A 20769-nucleotide genomic window follows, 5' to 3' on the forward strand; every position below is an offset into this window, starting at 1 on the left:
GCACCCCCGCGCGACGGACCCAAACTTTACGGAGATACTCATGCCCGCCGTCATCGTGCTCGGCGCCCAGTGGGGCGACGAAGGCAAAGGCAAGGCCACCGACCAGCTCGGCCAGCACACCGACCTCGTCGTCAAGTTCAACGGAGGCAACAACGCCGGCCACACCGTCGTCATCGACGGCGAAAAGTACGCGCTGCACCTCCTGCCCGCCGGAATCCTCTCCGAAGGCGTCACCCCCATCATCGGCAACGGCGTCGTTGTCGACCTGGACGTGCTCTTCGAAGAGCTTGAGGACATCACGTCGCGCGGCGTGGACTGCTCGCGCCTGCTCATCTCCTCCAACGCGCACATCATCCCGCCCTACAACCGCCTCATGGACCAGGCGAACGAGCGTGCTCGCGGCAACAACCTGATCGGCACGACCGGGCGCGGCATCGGCCCCACCTACGCCGACAAGATGAACCGCATCGGCCTGCGCATCCAGGACCTCTTCCACCCCGAGGAGCTGCGCGCCAAGGTCGAGGCCGCCCTGGCCCCGAAGAACACCATTTTCGAGGCCGTGGACCTTCAGGTGCTCGACCCCGCCGAGGTGTCCGACCACCTTCTATCCTTCGCTGATCGCATCAAGCCGATGCTGTGCGACGTGTCCCTCGTTGTCAACGATGCGCTGGACCGCGGCGACACCGTGCTCTTCGAGGGTGGCCAGGCCACGATGCTCGACATCGACCACGGCACCTACCCCTTCGTCACCTCCTCCAACCCCACCGCGGGCGGCGCGCTCACCGGCTCCGGTGTGGGCCCGACCCGTATCGACCGCGTCGTCGGCGTCGCCAAGGCGTACACGACCCGCGTCGGCGAGGGCCCGTTCCCCACGGAGCTGGACGACGAGGTCGGCGAGGCCCTGCGCACCAAGGGCGGCGAATTCGGCGTGACCACCGGTCGCCCGCGCCGCACCGGCTGGTTCGACGCCGTCATCATGCGATACGCGACGCGCATCAACGGCCTGACCGACATCTGCCTGACGAAGCTCGACGTGCTCTCCGGCTACGTCACGATCCCCGTGTGCGTGGCCTACGAGGTCGACGGAGTACGCACCGAGGAAATGCCCCTCGACCAGGCCGGCTTCGAGGCCGCCGTGCCCGTGTACGAGGAGCTGCCCGGCTGGAGCGAGGACATCTCGCAGTGCCGTTCCTTCGAGGAGCTGCCCCAGGCCGCCCAGGACTACATCACGCGCCTGGAAGAGCTGTCGCGCTGCCGCATCCAGTCCATCGGCGTGGGCCCGGGCCGCGAGGCGACCATCGTGCGCTACCCGCTCATGTGACGGTTGCCTGAAGCGTTCGGGGGCCGGTGCTGGCAGCGCCGGCCCCCGTTTTGTGCGCGGGAGGGGCGGGTGTGTTGCTGGGGGCGTTCCAGGTATGGGGGTGTCAGTGGCTGAGGGGTGGTGCCGTCGGGTACGCGGGCGGCGCCGGGCAGCGTCTTGGGCCGACGATCGCACACAGGAATTCGACCCACGCGCCTGACGAATCAAAAGTCGCACGTAATTTGGGTACCCTCACTTTTCTTAGGTATCGAGAAAATGTTGCAATTCCAACGATGTGATTTCAATGTTTGAAATACACGCGAGGGAATTACGTGCGACATTTCTGAGGAACTACAGCGTAAGGAACTACAGCGTAAGGAACCACAGCGTAAGGCGCCACAAAGGCATCTCAAAGGCACCACAGCGTAAGGCACCACAACGTAAGGCACCACACAGGGCCCCAAGCAGAAGACAACTCAAGCCCACAAGACGCCCAGGCCACCTCGCGCGGAATCACGCCACGACGACACGACAGGAAACAGCCTCAACGATCCCAAACCCGGGATGGGCCGACGTACGCAGTTCCAGGCCCTCGCATCGGCGCGCAGATACGACAAAGCACGCCGAACCGAATGCGCCTGTCGGCGCGAAGGCCGCTCGTAGCGGCAGAGTTTGGAGCCCGGGGCATACCGGTCCGGCGTGCCCCACAACTCTACGGCCACCCGCCCCACGGCCGCACTCCGGGGCGGCGTGGATCAACCCACACAGGGCATGTGCCACAGCGCAACCCGCAACAACGAGGCCCGAACCACCTCTCGTGGCCACGGGAACCGCAGCGCTGATCGGGGCGCCACGTTCCGACGAGACGAGAGCACCTGTCTCGTGACAATCCCAGCCCTGCGCCTCGGAAAGTTGCCCGCGCGGGCGGCCACGGCCTCGTCGAGGACTGACATGTGGGACCATGGAAGCGTGATGACTTCTCCACAACCGCCCACGCGCTCCCGAACCGCCACTAACCGCGGAGTGCGCCGCGAGACCTTGGCCTCCAAGCGAGTGCCCGCCGGCGTCGGCACATTCACCGTCATCGCGCTGGCGGCGCTGACGATCACGGCGTGGTGGCTGCCCGCCTCGCGCTGGACGGTCGGACCGGTCGTCGCGGCCGCGTCCTTCCTGCTGGCGCTCGGCTGGCCGACTTTGGCGCGCCTGCACATGCCGTGGCTCGCACAGGCGGTCCTGGCGCTCGGCGGGGCGCTGACCCCCGTGGGCGTCGCCTACTGGAAGAACCTTGACATCGCGATCCCCCTGACCGGCATCACGCTGGTCTTGCTGGTCGCCGCGACCATCCTCGACGCGCCTGCGCCGCGCGACCACTCGGTGGGCCACACGACCGAACACTGGGGGTCGACCTCGCTGACTGCCGCGCTCGCCTCCTCGGTGACCGCCCTCCTCATCGTCACGTCCGGCTCGATGTGGGTGTCCCTGACAGTCCACACGCGTTGGTCGGTCGTCGTGCCCATGGCCGCCCTGGTCGCCATCGTCGCCGCCGCGTCGGCGCGCAGCGGGCGCAGCGCCACCGCGGGCGTCGTCTTCTCCGTCATTTTCGGCCTGTTCGCGGGCCTCATCGCGTCGTCGATCGCCTGGCTGCTCGGTCACACGTCGGATCTGCTGCCCGTCGTCTTTCCCTCCATCGCCAAGCCTTTCGGCGACTTCGCCGCCTTCCTGACCCTGGGCGGCGTGACCGGCTTCGGAGTGGGCTTCGCCGTGTCCGTCGTGGACGCGCTGCTCGGCGAGCGCGCCTCCTCCGCCCAGCTCGCCTCCGTCCTGGGCCGCGGCGCCGCCAAATTCCTGGTCGCCGCCCTCCCCGTCTACGCCATGACGCGCATCGGCGGCATCTGAGGGCCGCTCTCGTCCTCCATCGACGAGGCCATGGCCGCTTCACCGTCCCCGTTTCCCCAGGTGGGAGGCGGGCTGGGGAGCCGGTGAGCGGGCCGTGCCTGAGAGTGCGGCGGCCCCGGAAGGCGGCCCCGGAATGCAGTTTGGCCGTGGGGGCCGCGAGCGAGCTCGGACCTGCAAGGCGGCGTCGGCTGGGGTGGGGGAGCGCTAGGTGCGGCGGGCCCCGGAAGGCGGCCCCGGCCTCGTGCCAGGCCGTGCACCGAGACTCCGCCAGGCCCCGGAAGGCGGCGTCGGCCTCGTGCCAGGCCGTGCCCCGAGACTCCGCTGTGCCCCGGAAGGCGGCCCCGGCCTCGTGCGTGTTCGCTCCTGGCCGCACCTGCCGCGCGGTGCGCGCCCACCCCACGCGTTAGGCTGGAGCCATGATGGAGATACCTGCTGACCTGCCCGCACTTGTCGCTCCCGTCGCGTGGATGCTCGGAACCTGGGAGGGCTGGGGCATGTACGCCGCCCCCGCCGCCCCCGGCCAGGAAGAATCCGCCGAGGATTCCCCCGTCATCGAGGAGATCCGCGGCGACGTCGTCGGCGAGCAGATGCGCCTGGTGACCCGCGTGTACGCGGGCGTCGCCTCCGCGCCGATTGACCCCACGTGGGACGCCGCGCAGGGCCTAGCCGCAATCAAGAAGGGCGACCTGATCAGCGAGGAGACCGTGTACGTCTCCGTCGCCCCCTCCGACGCGCCGCTGCCCCCGCCCGGCCAGTACAACTCCCGCGAGTTCACGGCGACCTCCGCCTCCACCGAGGGCCACAGCGCCGTGTGGGACGGCGTGAGTGTCGGCCCGCGCGTGCAGATGGTCTCCGATGCGATCGCGCTCGGCGTGGGCGCCACCCGCGTGACGCACCTGGGCCGCATGTTCGGCCTGGTCGCGGGCGAGCTCATGTGGACGCAGGAGCGCACGCTCGATGGCGAGGCCGAAGCCGACGTCGAGATCTCCGGCCGCCTGCACCGCACCGCGCAGGCCTCCACCGAGTCCGGCGAGGTCATCGACGGCATCGACGACTCGCAGGGCGGTTTCCTTGTCTGAGTCCGCGCCCGATTCCGAGTTCGTCGACGAGGCCGTGGCCTCCTTCGGCGCGACCCCGCACTTCGGGGACCCGTCGGGGGAGCAGTGGGCCCTCGAGGGCGGTCGCGCGCTGGTGCGCCGCCCGGACCTGGCGGTCATCGCTGTGTTGGGGGCCGATCGACTGACGTGGCTGACGTCGCTGGCCTCCCAGATCGTCACCGGCCTCGTGCCCGGCATGAGCCGCGAGCTGCTGATCCTCTCGCCCGAAGGCCGCGTCGAGCACTGGGCCGGCGCGAGCGACGACGGGGAGGCGCTGCACCTGATCGTGGAGCGCTCGGACCTGTCGGGGTTCGTGGCGTTCCTGGACTCGATGCGTTTCGCGCTGCGCGTCTCTGTTGCCGAGCGCGACGTCGCCGTCTTCTCCTCCGTGCGCGCGGGCGCGAATACGCCCGAGGCCGTGGCCGCCCTGCCCGGACACCTGTGGACCTGGGAGGACCCGTGGCCCGGCGTTGTCGACGGCGGGGCCGCCTACTTCCAGGGCGAGCGCCACCCCGGCGCCCGCACCCCGATGATGTTTCACGCTGTTTCACGGCAGGCTGCGGACGAGTTCGAGGCCGCGTGGCTTGCCGGCGGAGCTGCTTCCGGCGCCGCCGAGGCACACGCAGCGCCCTCTTCTGCGCCCTCCGGCGCGCGCTCCTCGACGCCGTCCCCGGCAGGCGGCAAGCGTCGCCGCGCCGGATACCTCGCGTGGGAGGCCATGCGTATCGCCGCGTGGAAGCCGCGCCTGGGCCGCGAGACGGACGCGCGAGCGATCCCGCCCGAGGTGGACTGGCTGCGCAGCGCCGTCCACACGTCGAAGGGCTGCTACCGCGGTCAGGAAACCATCGCCCGCGTCATCAACCTGGGGCGCCCCCCGCGCCGCCTGACCTACCTACAGCTGGACGGCTCGCGCGGCGACCTGCCCGCTCCCGGCACGCCCATCACCGTGGGCGGGCGTCAGGTCGGCGTCATCACCTCCTCGGCGCGCCACGCGGACGAGGGGCCGATCGCCCTCGCGCTCATCGCCCGCGCCGTGCCCGTGAGCACCGTCTTCGACATCGACGGCGTCGCCGCCGCCCAGGAGGAGATCGTGCCCGTTCACGGCAAGTCCTCCGTGTCCCCGCAGACCCGCCCGGGCGCCGACCTCTCCCGCGAGGCCGGCCAGCGCGGCGGCTCCACTGGCTTTGGCGGCCTCGGCTCGGCGCTAGGGTCCCGCTGATGCGCGCCGTTATTCAGCGCGCCACCTCCGGCGAAGTCCGCGTCGAGGGCCGCGTCGTCGGCCGCCTCGTCTTCGATCCTGTCGACGAGGCCAGGGCTGGCTGTGCGGGGCCTGCCTCGTCGGGCGGCGTCGTGACCACTCCCGGTGGGCAGAACCCAGCCACTCCGTCGGGGGAGGGGATGTGCGAGGCGCGCCAAGGCCTCGTCGTCCTCCTGGGTGTTCAGCGCGGCGACGGACCGGCCCAGGTGGCGACCGTCGCGCGCAAGGTTGCGGAGCTGCGCATCCTCGACGAGGAACGATCCGCGCTCGACGTGGGCGCGCCGGTCCTCGTGATTTCGCAGTTCACGCTGTACGGGGACACGCGCAAGGGGCGGCGGCCGTCATGGGCGCATGCCGCTCCCGGTGAGGAGGCCGAGCCCCTCGTCGAGGCCGTCGTGGCCGACCTGCGTTCGCGCGGCCTGCACGTGGAGACCGGCCAATTCGGCGCGATGATGGAGGTTTCGCTGGTCAACGACGGGCCGTTCACGGTCCTCGTCGAGGCATAGTTCCCCCACAACGTCGCACGTAATTTCCCTGTCAACCTTTCAGGTTTTGAAATACAGTCGTTGCAATTCCAACGTTTGTGGCGCCAGTCGAAAACTGACCAAGGGAAATTACGTGCGACTTTTGGGTGAGGCTCCCAGAGGCGCCAGCCGATAGTTCGCGCCCCGCCTCGTCCCTGTGTCTCGCGTGCTGGTGAGCTGCCCTCTGTTGCGTGTGGCAACGGGTGTGGTTTCTCAAAAATCTCGCACGTAATTTCCATGTCAACCTTTTAAGTTTTGAAATATGGTCGTTGCAATTGCAACGTTTGTGGCGCCAGTCGAAAACTGACCAAGGGAAATTACGTGCGACTTTTGGGTGAAGCTCCCAGAGAGGCCAGCCGATAGTTCGCGCCCCGGCCTCGTCCCGGTGCCTCGCGTGCTGGTGAGCTGCCCTCTGTTGCGTGTGGCAACGGGTGTGGTTTCCCAAAAATCTCGCACGTAATTTCCATGTCAACCTTTCAAGTTTTGAAATACGGTCGTTGCAATTGCAACGTTTGTGAGGCTAATCGAAAACTGACCAAGGGAAATTACGTGCGACTTTTGGGTGAAGCTCCCAGAGGTACCTGTCGATAGTTCGCGCCTCGGCCTCGTCCCGGCGCCTCGCGTGCTGGTGAAATGGCCACTGTTGCGTGTGGCAACGGGTGTGGTTTCCCAAAAATCTCGCACGTAATTTCCCTGTCAACCTTTCAGGTTTTGAAATGCGGTCGTTGCAATTGCAACGTTTATGGGCTGTCTCGAAAAGTGACCGAGGGAAATTACGTGCGACTTTTGGGTGAAGCGCCCAGAGATGCCGGCCGATAGTTCGTGCCCCGGCCTCGGCCCTGCGCCGAGGGCGAAAGTGCGCGCGCGGGTCCGCGTCGACCCGTAGGCTGTAATCAGTCAACTGGGACGGGTGTACGCCGAGCTCGGCGGGGCAGCTGCCCCTGAAACAAGGAGAGACATGTTCGAACGCTTTACCGACCGTGCGCGTCGTGTCGTCGTGCTCGCGCAGGACGAGGCCCGCGGTCTTAAGCACAACTACATCGGCACGGAGCACCTGCTGCTCGGCCTGATCTCTGAGGGTGAGGGCGTGGCCGCGAAGGCTCTGGAGACGATGGGTATCAAGGGCGAGGCCGTGCGCGCCTCGGTCATTGAGATCATCGGCGAGGGCGAAAAGCCGGTTGAGGGCCACATTCCTTTCACGCCGCGTGCCAAGCGCGTCTTCGAGCTGAGCCTGCGCGAGGCCCTGCAGCTCGGCCACAACTACATCGGCACCGAGCACCTGCTGCTTGGCCTCCTTAAGGAGGGCGAGGGCGTGGCTGCCCAGGTGCTCACGAAGCAGGGCGCGGACCTGGCGCAGGTGCGTCAGACCGTCATCCAGATGCTCAGCGGCTACCAGCGTGGCGACGACGAGGGCCGCGAGTCGGTGGGCGCGGGCGTGGGTGGCTCGGGCGGTCCCGAGCGATCCAACTCTGCCATCCTCGAGCAGTTCGGCCGCAACCTGACCCAGGCCGCGCGCGAGAACAAGCTGGACCCCGTCATCGGCCGCCGCGTCGAGATGGAGCGCGTCATGCAGGTCCTCTCGCGCCGCACGAAGAACAACCCGGTCCTGATCGGTGAGCCCGGCGTCGGTAAGACCGCGGTCGTGGAGGGCCTTGCCCAGGCGATCGTGCACGGCGACGTGCCGGAGACCATCAAGGACAAGCAGATCTACAGCCTCGACATGGGCTCGCTGGTCGCTGGCTCGCGCTACCGCGGCGACTTCGAGGAGCGCCTGAAGAAGGTCCTCAAGGAGATCCGTACGCGCGGCGACATCATCCTGTTCATCGACGAGATCCACACCCTCGTGGGTGCGGGCGCCGCCGAGGGCTCGATCGACGCCGCCCAGATGCTCAAGCCGATGCTGGCGCGCGGCGAGCTCCAGACGATCGGCGCCACCACGAACGACGAGTACCGCAAGTACATCGAGAAGGACGCGGCCCTCGAGCGCCGCTTCCAGCCGGTGAAGGTCGAGGAGCCCAGCGTCGATGAGACGGTGGAGATCCTCAAGGGCCTGCGCGACCGCTATGAGGCGCACCACCGCGTCATCATCACGGACGACGCGATCAAGTCGGCCGCCGAGCTGGCCGACCGCTACATCTCGGATCGTTTCCTCCCCGACAAGGCGATCGACCTGGTCGACGAGGCCGGGGCGCGCCTGCGCATCCGCCGCATGACTGCGCCGCCGGAGCTGCGCGAGCTGGATGAGAAGATCGCCGAGGTGCGCCGCAACAAGGAGGCGGCCATCGACGATCAGGACTTCGAGAAGGCCGCGTCGCTGCGCGACGAGGAGTCGAAGCTGGCTGAGCAGCGCAAGGCGAAGGAAGAGGCCTGGAAGGGCGGCGAGTCCGACGAGATCGCCGAGGTTGGGGATCAGGAGATCGCCGAGGTCCTGGCCATGTCCACGGGCATCCCGGTCGTGCGCCTGACCCAGACTGAGACGGCGAAGCTGCTCAAGATGGAAGACGAGCTGCACAAGCGTGTCATCGGCCAGGACGAGGCCGTGAAGGCTCTCGCCCAGTCGATCCGTCGTACGCGCTCGGGTCTGAAGGATCCGAACCGTCCCGGTGGCTCGTTCATCTTCGCCGGCCCGACCGGCGTGGGTAAGACCGAGCTGGCCAAGGCCCTCGCCGAGTTCCTGTTCGGCGACGAGGACGCCCTCATCCAGCTGGATATGTCCGAGTTCTCGGAGAAGCACACGGCCTCGCGCCTCTTCGGTGCTCCTCCTGGCTACGTCGGCTACGACGAGGGCGGCCAGCTCACGGAGAAGGTCCGTCGCAAGCCGTTCTCGGTCGTCCTCTTCGACGAGGTCGAGAAGGCTCACCCGGATATCTTCAACTCGCTGCTCCAGATCCTGGAAGAGGGTCGCCTGACGGACTCGCAGGGTCGCAAGGTGGACTTCAAGAACACCGTCATTATCATGACGACGAACCTGGGTACTCGCGACATCAACAAGGGTGTCCTCACGGGCTTCCAGACCGCGGACAACGCGACGCACGACTATGGTCGTATGAAGTCGAAGGTTGCGGAGGAGCTCAAGCAGCACTTCCGCCCGGAGTTCCTCAACCGTGTCGACGACACGATCGTGTTCCCGCCGCTGACCAAGCCTGAGATTGCGCGCATCGTCGACCTGATGATTGCGAAGCTGGCTAAGCGTATGGAGGCGCAGGATATGCGCCTGCAGCTGACGGACGCGGCCCGCGAGCTGCTCGCGGACGTGGGCTTCGATCCGGTTCTGGGTGCGCGCCCGCTGCGTCGCGCGATCCAGCGTGAGATCGAGGATGCGCTGTCCGAACGGATCCTTTTCGGAGAACTGCAACCCGGTCAGGTTGTCACCGTTGGCGTCGCTGGAGAGGGTAAGGAACGCACGTTCACCTTCAATGGAGAGTGATTTACTCGCCAATTGTCGAGGGATGACAAACCCTCAGCTGTGAGAGAGCGGCCCGTCGCACAACGACGGGCCGCTCTCTAGTTGTCAAGTAACGCTCACTCTGATAGATTTTCATTAACTATGGGCGCCTTGCGAAGTCGTGTCACACTATTTGCGAGGCATTGTCGATTGATCGAGAGAGGGTCTATGAACACTCGTGCGCGCCGAAAGCTGACCAGCGCGAGACGACGCCTACCGGCGCTCGTCCTCGTGCTTGTCGTCGTTGCGCTCTGTGTCGCGGGTGTCATCTATAAGGGTGCCGAAGTCACGCAAGTGAACGTCAACGATGGCGGAATTTGGGTGACAAATAAGTCCAAACAGCTCGTTGGGCACCTGGACTACGAGGCGCGCATCCTTGACGGCGCGCTGCGCACCGAGGCTACCAACTTCGACGTCGGGCAGGCCGCCGAAACCGTCACTGTGTCCGATCTAACCTCGCTTACTGTTGCCCCGGTCAATGTTACTCAGGTCGCTCTGGGATCCCCCACGGCGCTGCCCAGTGGCTCGGTTGCGATGCAGGGCGGAGACGTCCTCGGTGTCCTGAATGCGGCGGATGGCACACTGTGGACCACCTCCGCGCTTAGCCCGAGCCCGACGAACCTATCTGACAATGCCGCCGTGGCCTCGAACATGGGCGCGAGCGCGTTTGTCACCGGTATGGACGGGACGGTCTACGCACTGTCCGGATCCGGTTCCCTAACGACTGTTAAGCGACAGGGTGCCGTCGATCAAGCGAAGACCTCACGGATCGACGGCATCCCCGAGGGTGCCCAGCTGTCCTTGACGGTTGTCGGCGACCAGGTCGTCGCCCTCGACTCCTCCTCCAACACCCTCTTCCTGCCCGGCGGCAGGACGCTCAACCTCAGCGCCGCAGGCGTGGAGGAGGGCGGCGTCCTCCAGCAGGCCGGTCCCAAGGCCGATTCCGTGCTCCTGGCCACGGCCTCGTCCCTCGTGAAGGTTCCCCTGAAGGGCTCCGCCCCCGCGATCACCCCCGCGGCCGAGGGCGCCCCCAGCGGCACGCCCGCCCAGCCCGTTCGTCACGAGGGCTGCTCCTACGGCGCGTGGATGGGCTCGGGCGCGTACGTGCGCTCGTGCGACGACCCCGCCAACAACAAGCAGATGGTCGTTGACACGCTGACGAGCGCCCGCGAGGTCGTCTTCCGCACGAACCGCAAGGCCATCGTCCTCAACGACGTCGCCCAGGGCAGCGTGTGGCTGCCCGACGCGAACATGGTCCTCATGGACAACTGGGAAGAGGTCGAGAACCAGCTCGAGCAGTCCGAGGATCAGAAGGACAACCCCGAGCTCACCAACGAAATCGCCGACCCCGAGCAGCGCGAGGAGAACACGCCGCCCGAGGCCGTGGATGACGAATTCGGTATCCGCCCGGGACGCTCGACGATCCTGCCCGTCCTGGACAACGACTCCGACATTGACGGCGACGTGCTGACGGCGAAGCCGACGACCCAGCCCGGGTGGGGGGCCGTGTCCGTCGCGCGTTCGGGCCGCGCCCTACAGATTTCGGATGTGAGCGCGGATCAAACGGGTTCGACGTCCTTCTCCTACGATGCCTCGGACGGGAGTGCGACCGCCTCCGCCCGGGTGCAGGTGACGATCCATCCCTACGGGCAGAACGAGGCCCCCGTGCAGCTGCGCGCGTCCTCGGTCAAGATCGGCGCCGGCGCGCAGATTCAGTACCAGGCGCTGTCCGACTGGCGCGACCCCGACGGTGACCCGATCTACTTGAAGAACGCGGAGGCCCCCGAGGGCCTGAGCGTGTCCTTCATGGAGGATGGTTCGCTGACGATTAACGAGGAGGGCGGCGCGGCCGGCCCGAAGACCGTCGTTCTGACCGTCGCTGACGATCAGGGTGGCGAGACGCGCGGCGAGCTCATCGTCAACGTCCAGGAGGCGGGCAACCTGCCGCCCACGGCGAACGGCGACCTGTTCCAGGCTCACCCGGGCCAAAACGTCACGCTTGACCCGCTCAAGAACGACACGGACCCCAACGGCGACCCGCTGACGCTGGCCGCGGTGTCCGGCGCGCCCTCGGGCGCCTCGATCACGCCGGATCTGGAGCGCGGGACCATCGATTTCATGGCCTCGTCGCCGGGTTCGTACTCCTTTGCCTACACGGTGTCCGATGGCACCGCGACGACGCTGGGCATCGTGCGCGTCGAGGTCATCGAGCCGAACGCCGCGCCTCCCGTCGCCGAGAACGACACGGCCGTCCTGCCGCAGGGAGGGTCCGTGCTGGTCGCGCCGCTGACCAACGACTTCGACCCGATGGGTGGCGTCCTGGCGATCACGTCGATTGACTCGACGGCTGTCCCCGGCCTCGAGGTTGCGCTTATCGACCGCCACCTCCTGCGCGTGACCGCGCCCTCCGGCCTGGACAAGACCGTCTCCTTCAGCTACACGATCTCCAACGGTCAGGGCAGCGCGAGCGCCGAGGTGACCGTTATTCCCGGCGCCTCGGATCGCACCGACCTGCCGCCGATCCTCAAGCCGGACCGCGCGAAGGTCCGCGTGGGCGACGTGGGCACGGTCTCCGTCCTGGCGAACGACCGTTCCCCGGCTGGCCTGAACCTTCAGGTGGAGTCGACCCTCGAATACGACCGAACCAACGCGCTGGGCACGCCTTTCGTGACGGGTAACCAGGTCCGTCTCGAGGCCGGAAACACTCCCGGAATGATGGAGGTCACCTACTCGGTCATCGATTCGGCCGGCAACCGGGCCTCGAGCACGGTCACCTTCGAGATCCTGGCCGCCTCGGACTCCAACCAGGCGCCGCGCCCGCGCGACATCACCGCCTGGGCCACGGCCGGCCAGAGCGTGCGCATCCCCGTCCCGCTCGACGGCATCGACCCGGACGGCGATTCGGTGGTCCTGCGCAGCCTCGAAACCTCGCCGCAGAAGGGCAGCGCGACCGCGCATGCCACGTGGATCGAGTACACGCCTAACGCTGCGGCGTCCGGGACCGATACCTTCACCTACACGGTCGAGGACCGCCAGGGTGCCCGTGCCTCGGGCCACATCCGAGTGGCCGTGACCCCGGCTCCTTCGCTCAACCAGAATCCGGTGGCCGTGCCCGACACGGTCCTGACGCGCCCCGACCGCATGGTGACCGTCAACGTCCTGTCGAATGACCTTGACCCGGACGGTGATCCGCTGACCCTTGAGAAGGACAGCCTGGAGACGGCCACGCCCGCGCTGGATCCCCAGGTGCGTTCGGGCACGACCGTCCAGGTGCACACGCCCGCGCAGGCCGGTACCTACCTCGTGTCCTACACGGTGAGCGACGGGCGCGGCGGGGTCGCGCGCGGCACCCTGACGGTCTACGTCCAGGATGACGCGCCCCTCAAGGCCCCCATCGCCCGCGATGATTTCGTGGGCTACGACGAGCTGCCCTCCGACGGTTCCGCCGTGGTCGTCAACGTCTTGGATAACGACGAGGACCCCGACGGCAGCGTCGACGAGCTGACCGTCAGCACCTCCGATGCTGGCGTGACCGTCAGCGGTTCCACCCTGCTCATCCCCGTCAGCGACGCGACGCGCCTGGTCGTCTACACGATCAAGGATCGCGACGACCTGACGAACTCGGCTGTCGTGCGCGTGCCCGGTCGTGATTCGACCGCGCCCTTCCTGAGCTCGGCGAACCTGCCGATCGAGATGGACGCGGGTACCTCGCGCACGATCAACCTGTCGGATTACGTCATCACGCGCGCCGGGCGCACCCCGCGCCTCGTGGAGGGCTCGACCCCGGTTGGTCAGGATGGCCTCGACTCGGTCGTCGCCGACTCCGACACGCAGCTGACCCTGACCGCGAACGCCGCGTTCGGCGGAAACTCCGCGTTCCTCATCCAGGTCGCGGACGGCGATTCGTCCGACTCGGGCGCCCTGTCCGCCTCCCTGTCGCTGCCCGTGCGCATCAAGCCCACGGTGAACCAGCCGCCGACCTTCACCCCGACGCCCATCCGCGTCGAGGCCGGGGCCGAGGCCGTGGTGCAGAACCTTGCGCTCGCCGTGCGCGATCCCGAGGGCGTGGACACCTCCACCTTCACCTACTCGATGGACTCCGCGCCGAGCGGTATCTCGGCGTCCCTGTCCGGCGCATCGCTGTCGGTGTCGGCCGCCGAGGGCACCGCGCAGGGCCCGGCCGGTTCAATCGCCGTGAGCGTCACCGACGAGGAGGGCAACACCGTCAGCGCGCAGATTCCCGTCGAGGTCGTCGCGTCGGTCAAGCCTCTCATCCAGGTTCCCGCCTACACGCTCAACGGCAAGGTGGGCGACACGGTGAGCATCGACGTGGCCTCCGCTGCGACCAACCCCTTCCCGGAGGCGCCGCTCGCCCTTGAGGGCGCGACCCTGTCGTCGGGAGAGGCGACCGTCACCTCGGCGGGCACGACCGTGTCCATCACGCCCACCGCGACCGGGACGATCACGGTCGGCTTCAAGGTCAACGACAAGATGGCTGATCCCTCGCGCGCCGTCCAGAGCACGATCACGGTCACGGTCACGGATAAGCCGGCCGTTCCGACGGGCGTGGGGGCCGAGGCCGTGGGCCTGACGGGCGCTCGCGTGACCTTCAACCCTCCCGCATCCAACGGCGAGCGCATCACCGAATACCGCGTCTACGACCAGAATGGACGCCTGGTCGCCACGTGTGCGAACACCGTGTGCGGGGTGACCGGCCTGACCACCGGCGAGTCGTACTCCTTCACGGTCAGCGCGGTCAACGCCGAGGGCGAATCTGGGAAGTCGGCGGCCTCCAACACCATCTCGCTGTCCGGCAAGCCCGGCGCGCCCAGCGGCGTCAACGCCAAGCCCGGAGACGGAAAGATCGCGGTATCGTGGACCGCAGCTGCGAGCAACGGTTCCCCCATCACCAGCTACAGGGTGGTCGGCTCGGTCGCCGGTGGTAGCGCGGTCACGTGTACCACCGGAGGAGCCACCGCGTGCACGCTCGACGGTTTGACGAATGGCAAGACGTACACGATCACGGTCACGGCTGTGAACGCCAGGGGTGAGTCGGATCCCTCGACCCCCGTGTCGGCAACCCCGAGGGCCACGGGCCCCGATCAGCCGGTTATCACGAGCGGCAACACCATCCAGCAGCGCGACGGCAACGGTGCGCTCCTGACGATCACCTGGTCCCTGGGTAGCTCCGGCAGCGCCGGATGGGGTGAGACAACCGTGTCGGTCAATGACACGACGAAGAAGGTTCCGGGGGGCCAGACCAGCACCCAGATGGTGGTTCCCTACGGCATGGCGCTCACCGCCTACGTGACCGTCAGCAACACGAATGGCGACACGGCGACCTCTCCTGGCTACGTCATCCCGGCGTCCAAGGGGGAAGTACCGACCCCGGATGCGCCCGGCCTGCACACCCCATCGGACAACTCCGCGGGTAATATCACCGTGTCAAACGCTCGCTTGAAGGAAGGAAACGGCTACAAGGCCGCCGACCTGGAGCTCTTCTATGCGGATAGCGCCGCTGGATGTACAGCCCCCGGGAATCCCGTGAGGTTCAATAACGGAGACCGCGCCGACTTCAACATCGGCCCGCTTACCCCGGGTGCCACGGTGACCTTCTACTTCTGCCAGCGCGGCAAGAAGGGCGTCGATTCGTACGCGTGGAGTGGCACTGTGCCGGTGACGGGTGTCGTCGGCAACGGCCAGCGCGACGGTGGCGGCGGCAACCAGCCGGAGCCTCCGCAGCCGGATCCGGGCAATGACACGATCCCGAACTTCGAGGTTGTTGCCGATCCGCACATCAACAGTGCGACCATCTCGTGGACCCCTCCTGCAGGCGTTTCCCTCAAGCAGACCACCATCTGGATCGAGGGCCTGGAGGATTCGACGAGGCAGCGCTTCACGGGCCCGATGACGCAGGTCACCATGTCCCCCCTGAAGCCCGTGCACGAGTACACGGTTGTCGTGGATATGGAAAATACCGCCGGCGCGCACCGGACCGTCAAAAGAACGTTCACGACAGGCGAGTCGGTGGAGAATATCAATCCTGTCTTCACTGGGAAGACCACGTGCCCGAACGGGCAGGAGTGTGGCTCGATGACGCTGACGGCCACGCGCGCCGCGCAGTTCCAACCGGGTAAGACACTCGTCTGCACGGTGTCGACCGGACGACCTGCCCAGGACACGGAGTTCCGCTTCTCGCAGGGCACGCCGAGTATACCGGGTATCCTGACGGAGGCGATTACCGCCCGAGAGCTTAATGCGCGGCAGGTCGTGAAGAGCTGCCACGGCGAATAAAAGACAAGACTTTCATCCACTAAGAGCAACGAGAGAGACGTAGGAACACTCATGACCCTTTCCATCGAAGACGCAACCAGGTTTGCCCAGGTCTTCAAGGGCCTCGTCGACGGCGTGTCCGTGGCGGTGCTCGACAAGCGCCAGGCGGTGCGCCTGGCCCTGACCACGATGTTCGCCGGCGGCCACCTCCTGCTCGAGGACGCCCCCGGCACGGGTAAGACCGCCCTGGCGCGCGCGATCAGCGCGACCATTGACGGCACGCACTCGCGTATCCAGTTCACCCCGGACCTGCTGCCTTCGGATATCACGGGCGTCAACATGTTCAACCAGAAGACGGGCGAGTGGGTCTTCCACGCCGGCCCGGTCTTCGCGGAGATCGTCCTGGCCGACGAAATCAACCGTGCGTCGCCCAAGACGCAGTCCGCCCTCCTGGAGGTCATGGAAGAGGCCCAGGTGACGGTCGACGGCGTGCGCCGCCCGGCGCCCCAGCCCTTCATGGTGATCGCGACCCAGAACCCCGTCGAGCAGGCGGGCACCTACCCGCTGCCTGAAGCTCAGCTGGACCGCTTCCTCATGAAGACCTCGATCGGTTACCCCTCGCGCGCCGCCATGATCGACGTGCTGGACGGCTCGGCCGCGCCCGACCGCTCCAAGAACCTGCGTCCCCTCGTGTCCGGCCAGGACATCGTCGCCTGGTCGGCCCTGGCCTCGGCGAACCACACGGACCGCGCGGTCCTGGACTACGTGGCCGCGCTGGCCGAGGCCACCCGCGACGACGAGTCCTCGCTGCTGGGCGTGTCCACCCGTGGCGCCATCGGCATGGTGCGCTGCGCCCGCGTGTGGGCGGCCGCGCAGGGCCGTAACTTCGTCCTGCCCGACGACATCAAGGCCCTGGCGGTGCCCGTGTGGGCACACCGCGTGATCGTCGACCCCGATGCTGCGTTCTCCGGCGCGACCGCCGAGGGCGTCATTCAGCGTGCCCTGACGTCGGTGCCCGCCCCGGCGGTGGGCGCGTAACGCGCCGACCGGACGACGTGATGGAAGGGAAGCGTTCACAGGCAACAACGTTGGTCTCGCCGCGCAAGGCGCAGGCCTCCCGGCCGCACCCACTGAAGTCTTTTGTTGGACTGGTCACGCCCACGGGGTGGGCGCTGATCCTCCTCATCACGGTGTCCCTGATCGTGGCGGCCACCATGGGGTGGGTCGAGGCCTTGGCGTGCGCGCTCGCCGGCTCCGTCGCCCTGGTGCTGGCCGCCACGCGTGTCGCCTGGAAGTCCCCGCACGTCGTCTCGATCCGCGTGCCCAACGAGCGCATCGTCGCAGGCCAGACGGCAGTCGGCGAGATCTCGGTGCGTAACGAGCGCGCCCGCTCCGTGCGTGCGGGCATCATCGAGCTGCCGATCGGCACGGGCACGGGCGAGTTCGTCGTGCCCCCGCTGGGCGCCCACGAGAAGTGGGAGGAAATGTTCCTCATCTCCTCGCGTCACCGTGGCCTCATCAGCATCGGCCCAGCGCGCGCCGTGCGCTCCGATGCCCTGGGCCTTTTGCGCCGCGTGCGCGCCTGGGACGAGCCCGTCATCCTGCACGTCCACCCTCGCACCGTGCGCGTCCCCTTCGACGCGACCGGCTTCCAGCTGGATGTCGAGGGCGTCTCCACCGGCAAGCTGTCCAGCTCGGACGTGTCCTTCCACGCGCTGCGCGACTACGAGCCAGGCGACGACCGCCGCACCGTTCACTGGCAGTCCACCGCCCGCCTCGGCAAGCTCATCGTGCGCCAGTACGAGGAGACCCACCGGTCCCACCACGTCATCGTCCTGGACACCTCCCGCGACGCCTGGGATCACGACTCCTTTGAGACCGCCGTGTCGGTTGCGGGCTCGCTCGGCCTGGCGAACCTGCGCGAGTCGCGCCCGGTGTCCGTGACGACGACCGAGTCGTGGCTGCCCTCCTCGGTCGCCATGCGTCTGCTGGATTCCCTCTCCGAGGTCTCCTTCTCGTCCTTCGGCGACCTGGCCCTTCGCGTGCGCGAGGCCGTGGCTCAGCGCCCCGGCGTCTCTGCCCTGACGCTGATCGTCGGTCCGCAGACGAGCGACGCGGACGCCGCCCACCTGGCTCGCCTGGCGCCCATCGACGTGCCCGTGTCCATCATCCGTATCGGCGCGGACAATGTGCGCGCCCGCCGAGACCTCGGCCGAGGAGTCCTCCTCGACTGTGCAACCCTGGATGACCTGCCGCGCATTATCGTCGCCGGGGGTCTGGCATGAGCAGCAATACGAACACCAAGCCCCGCGCTCAGCGCATCGACTCTCAGGACGAGGCCACCTCCGGCCCGCCCGTCAAGACTGACCGCCACTCGGTGCAGGAGCCCACGCAGCCGGGCACGCAGAGGGACCCCGGGCCGCGAGCTGACACGTACACGCCCAGGCTCAAGACGACGCGCAACCGCCTGCTGACGATCACGCAGCGCTTCGCGTCCTTCCGCACGCGCATGCCGATGTGGTCGCTGGCGGTCCTCGCGGTCCTCTTCGTCGGACCGGTCGCCGCCTTTGAGCCCGTCTTCGGCGGGGGAGTGGGCGCCATCGCCGCCGGCGCTGGCGTCGCGTGCGGCCTCGCGATCGCTTTCGCGTCGACCAAGTGGCGCTGGGACGCGATCACGACGGCCCTGGCCGTCCTGGCCGCATACTTCCTGCTGGGCAGCGCCGCCGCCCTGCGCTCCGAAGCCCTCTTTGGCGTTCTGCCCACCGGCAAGACCCTCCAGGTCATGGTCCTGGGCTCCTTCCGTGCGTGGAAGGACCTGCTGACGCTGACCGCGCCCGTGTCCGCATACTCGGGCCCGGCCCTCGTGCCGTGGATGTGCGGCCTCCTGTTCGCGTCGGCGGCCGGATTGATCACGGCCCGCGCCGGTCGCGCCCTCCTGGGCTCCGTTCCGGTCATCGTGATGGGCGCGATCGCCCTGTTCTTTGGCCTGTCCGGCCAGCCGCTGCCCGTGTGGTCGATCCTGATCTGGTGGGGCGTTCTGGCTGCCTGGTGGGCCGTGGCCGCCCAGTATCAGCGCATCACGCTGGGTCAGGACGTGCTCGTGGGCCGTTCCGGGACGCGCGGCACCGAGAACACACTCGGGCGCAGCTCCCGCTCCACCGTCTACGTGGGCACGCGCGTCGTCGGCGCTCTCCTCATGCTCGCGATCTCCGTGGGCATCGCCCTGCCCGCCGCCTCCTTCCTGGGTCGCTCGAGCACGCGCGTCGTCGGCCGCGACCTGGTCGAGCCGCCCCTGGACATTCAGGCCTACCCCTCGCCCATGGCCTCGTTCCGCCACTACACGACGGACCTGAAGGACGAGACGCTCATCACCGTCTCCGACCTGCCCGAGGGCCAGCGCGTGCGCATCGCCGCGATGGACGTCTACGACGGCACAACCTTCGGCATGTCCGATACCCGAGGCGACGGCCACTCCGGCTACATCCCCGTCGAGACGACCATCCCCGGCCGCGCGGTCGGCGACGCGGTTGCGACCGTGTCGACGACCGGCATGTCCGGCCCGTGGGTGCCCGTCCTGGGAACCCCCTCGCAGCTCACCTTCAGCGGCGCGAACGCGGGCGCGCAGAAGGACGGCCTTTTCGTCGACACATGGGCCAACGCCGCGCTGACGACAGGGCCCACCGCGACGATGTCCTACGACGTGCGGACCACGTTCGCGCCCGCCGTGCGCGACGAGGACCTGTCCGCGCTGGCCGTCATGCCCAACACGTCGAAGGACACGCACGTGCCCGACGGCGTCGTCACCATGGCCTCGGACCTGACGCAGAACGCCTCGACCTCCCTGGGCGCGGCCCGCGCGATCGAGCACCACCTGTCGACCCACGGCTACTACCTCAACGAGAACACGCAGTTCTCGCGTCCCGGCGTGCGCGCCGACCGACTCGAGCGCATGCTCTCCGGCGACGAGAATCTGATCGGCGACGACCAGCAATACACGGCCCTCATGGCGCTGATGCTCCACCAGCTGGGCATTAACGCGCGCGTCGTCATGGGCGCGTACCCCGAGGGTGGCTCCCAGGGGGGCGCCGCCTCCCTGCGTGGCTCCGACATCCGCGCGTGGGTCGAGGTCGAGTTCGAGGGCGGCGTGTGGGCCGTTTTCGATCCCACGCCCCCGCGCGACCACACGCCCCAGACGCAGGTCCCCGAGCCTCGCAGCGTGCCGCGCCCGCAGGTCCTCCAGCCGCCGGAGCCCCCGGAAGCTCCGGCCGAGCTGCCGCCGACGACACGGGACCAGAACGCCGACCCCGTCAAGCCGCCCACCGACGGCTTCCCCTGGGGTGTCGTCGCAGGCGTCGCGGGCGGGTTGCTGCTGTTGCTCGTGCCCCCGCTGGCGATCCTGGCCTACAAGGCCGCGCGCCGGCGCCACCGCCGCCGCTCCGCCGCCGCCAACGCGCTGATCGGCTCGTGGGATGAGGTCGTGGACCTGGCCGCCGACTCCGGCCTGTCCATCGAGGTTGGACGCACGCGCCAGGAGACCGCCTGGTCGCTGGCCTCGCAGTGGAACCTCGGCGAACACCCGGGCGACCCCTTCACCCTGGTGACGGGCGAAGTGCGCCACGGCGACGACGGGTCGATCGACTCGGTTGAGTTCGACGAGGCCTCGGCCACCAAGGGCCGTTACGTGATCGATGGGTGGAGCCGTTTCGGAGACGACGTGCCGACCCCGGTCGTCATCGCCCGCTACGCGGACGTCGCGGATTTCGCCTATCACGGTGCCTCGCGCGACCGTGCCCGCGACGCGTGGATGCAGGTGAACGACCTGCGCTCCCAGGTGGGCAAGAACGCCGGTTTCTTCCCGCGTATTCGCCACGCGTTGTCCCTGCGCTCGCTGCGTATGCGCCGTAAACTGCGTCTGAGCGCAGCGGTTGCGCGCACGATGCAGGAGGGCGGCGAGAAGTGAGTCCAGCGGTCGCGGG

Annotated in this window: 10 protein-coding genes; all 10 read left to right on the forward strand. The window is 67.9% G+C overall.

Annotation, left to right across the window (positions count from 1 at the left end; translation table 11 throughout):
- The first annotated feature begins 40 nt into the window (after nucleotides 1-40).
- The gene (locus tag O3669_RS04790) at nucleotides 41-1321 is read left to right on the forward strand and encodes an adenylosuccinate synthase (RefSeq protein ID WP_371523858.1); all 1281 of its coding nucleotides are present in this window, start codon (nucleotides 41-43) and stop codon (nucleotides 1319-1321) included.
- 951 nt (nucleotides 1322-2272) lie between these two features.
- On the forward strand, nucleotides 2273-3196 hold the full coding sequence (locus O3669_RS04795; RefSeq protein ID WP_371523859.1) for a hypothetical protein: 924 nt from the start codon (nucleotides 2273-2275) through the stop codon (nucleotides 3194-3196).
- Nucleotides 3197-3612: 416 nt separating this feature from the next.
- The gene (locus tag O3669_RS04800; protein WP_371523860.1) at nucleotides 3613-4275 is read left to right on the forward strand and encodes a heme-binding beta-barrel domain-containing protein; all 663 of its coding nucleotides are present in this window, start codon (nucleotides 3613-3615) and stop codon (nucleotides 4273-4275) included.
- Complete coding sequence (locus tag O3669_RS04805) at nucleotides 4268-5512, forward strand: folate-binding protein YgfZ (RefSeq protein WP_371523861.1); 1245 nt, start codon at nucleotides 4268-4270, stop codon at nucleotides 5510-5512. Before O3669_RS04800 ends, O3669_RS04805 begins: the two co-directional genes overlap by 8 nt.
- On the forward strand, nucleotides 5512-6057 hold the full coding sequence (gene dtd, locus O3669_RS04810; RefSeq protein WP_371523863.1) for a D-aminoacyl-tRNA deacylase: 546 nt from the start codon (nucleotides 5512-5514) through the stop codon (nucleotides 6055-6057). The genes O3669_RS04805 and dtd overlap by 1 nt, the downstream gene beginning before the upstream one ends.
- A 976-nt stretch (nucleotides 6058-7033) precedes the next feature.
- Nucleotides 7034-9502, forward strand: coding sequence for an ATP-dependent Clp protease ATP-binding subunit (locus O3669_RS04815; protein WP_371523864.1), 2469 nt, complete (start codon nucleotides 7034-7036; stop codon nucleotides 9500-9502).
- A gap of 186 nt (nucleotides 9503-9688) precedes the next feature.
- A complete protein-coding gene (locus O3669_RS04820; RefSeq protein WP_371523865.1) occupies nucleotides 9689-15814 on the forward strand; it encodes an Ig-like domain-containing protein in 6126 nt (2041 codons plus the stop codon).
- Between the two features lie 51 nt (nucleotides 15815-15865).
- Complete coding sequence (locus tag O3669_RS04825; RefSeq protein ID WP_295917716.1) at nucleotides 15866-16831, forward strand: MoxR family ATPase; 966 nt, start codon at nucleotides 15866-15868, stop codon at nucleotides 16829-16831.
- Between the two features lie 20 nt (nucleotides 16832-16851).
- Nucleotides 16852-18078, forward strand: a complete 1227-nt coding sequence (locus tag O3669_RS04830; RefSeq protein WP_295917719.1) for a DUF58 domain-containing protein — start codon at nucleotides 16852-16854, stop codon at nucleotides 18076-18078.
- Entirely contained in the window at nucleotides 18075-20753 is a 2679-nt protein-coding gene (locus tag O3669_RS04835; RefSeq protein WP_371523866.1) for a transglutaminase domain-containing protein, read from the forward strand. The genes O3669_RS04830 and O3669_RS04835 overlap by 4 nt, the downstream gene beginning before the upstream one ends.
- The last annotated feature ends 16 nt before the right edge of the window (nucleotides 20754-20769 follow it).

The sequence above is a fragment of the Pauljensenia sp. 20925_1_34 genome (assembly GCF_041432775.1).
GTDB lineage: Bacteria > Actinomycetota > Actinomycetes > Actinomycetales > Actinomycetaceae > Pauljensenia.

What these genes read in the sequence shown, in the direction of transcription:
- O3669_RS04800 (WP_371523860.1), top strand. Translation starts at nt 3,613, where the DNA reads ATGATGGAGATACCTGCTGACCTGCCCGCACTTGTCGCTCCCGTCGCG.
- O3669_RS04795 (WP_371523859.1), top strand. Translation starts at nt 2,273, where the DNA reads ATGACTTCTCCACAACCGCCCACGCGCTCCCGAACCGCCACTAACCGC.
- O3669_RS04825 (WP_295917716.1), top strand. Translation starts at nt 15,866, where the DNA reads ATGACCCTTTCCATCGAAGACGCAACCAGGTTTGCCCAGGTCTTCAAG.
- O3669_RS04790 (WP_371523858.1), top strand. Translation starts at nt 41, where the DNA reads ATGCCCGCCGTCATCGTGCTCGGCGCCCAGTGGGGCGACGAAGGCAAA.
- O3669_RS04815 (WP_371523864.1), top strand. Translation starts at nt 7,034, where the DNA reads ATGTTCGAACGCTTTACCGACCGTGCGCGTCGTGTCGTCGTGCTCGCG.
- O3669_RS04830 (WP_295917719.1), top strand. Translation starts at nt 16,852, where the DNA reads ATGGAAGGGAAGCGTTCACAGGCAACAACGTTGGTCTCGCCGCGCAAG.
- O3669_RS04820 (WP_371523865.1), top strand. Translation starts at nt 9,689, where the DNA reads ATGAACACTCGTGCGCGCCGAAAGCTGACCAGCGCGAGACGACGCCTA.
- O3669_RS04835 (WP_371523866.1), top strand. Translation starts at nt 18,075, where the DNA reads ATGAGCAGCAATACGAACACCAAGCCCCGCGCTCAGCGCATCGACTCT.
- dtd (WP_371523863.1), top strand. Translation starts at nt 5,512, where the DNA reads ATGCGCGCCGTTATTCAGCGCGCCACCTCCGGCGAAGTCCGCGTCGAG.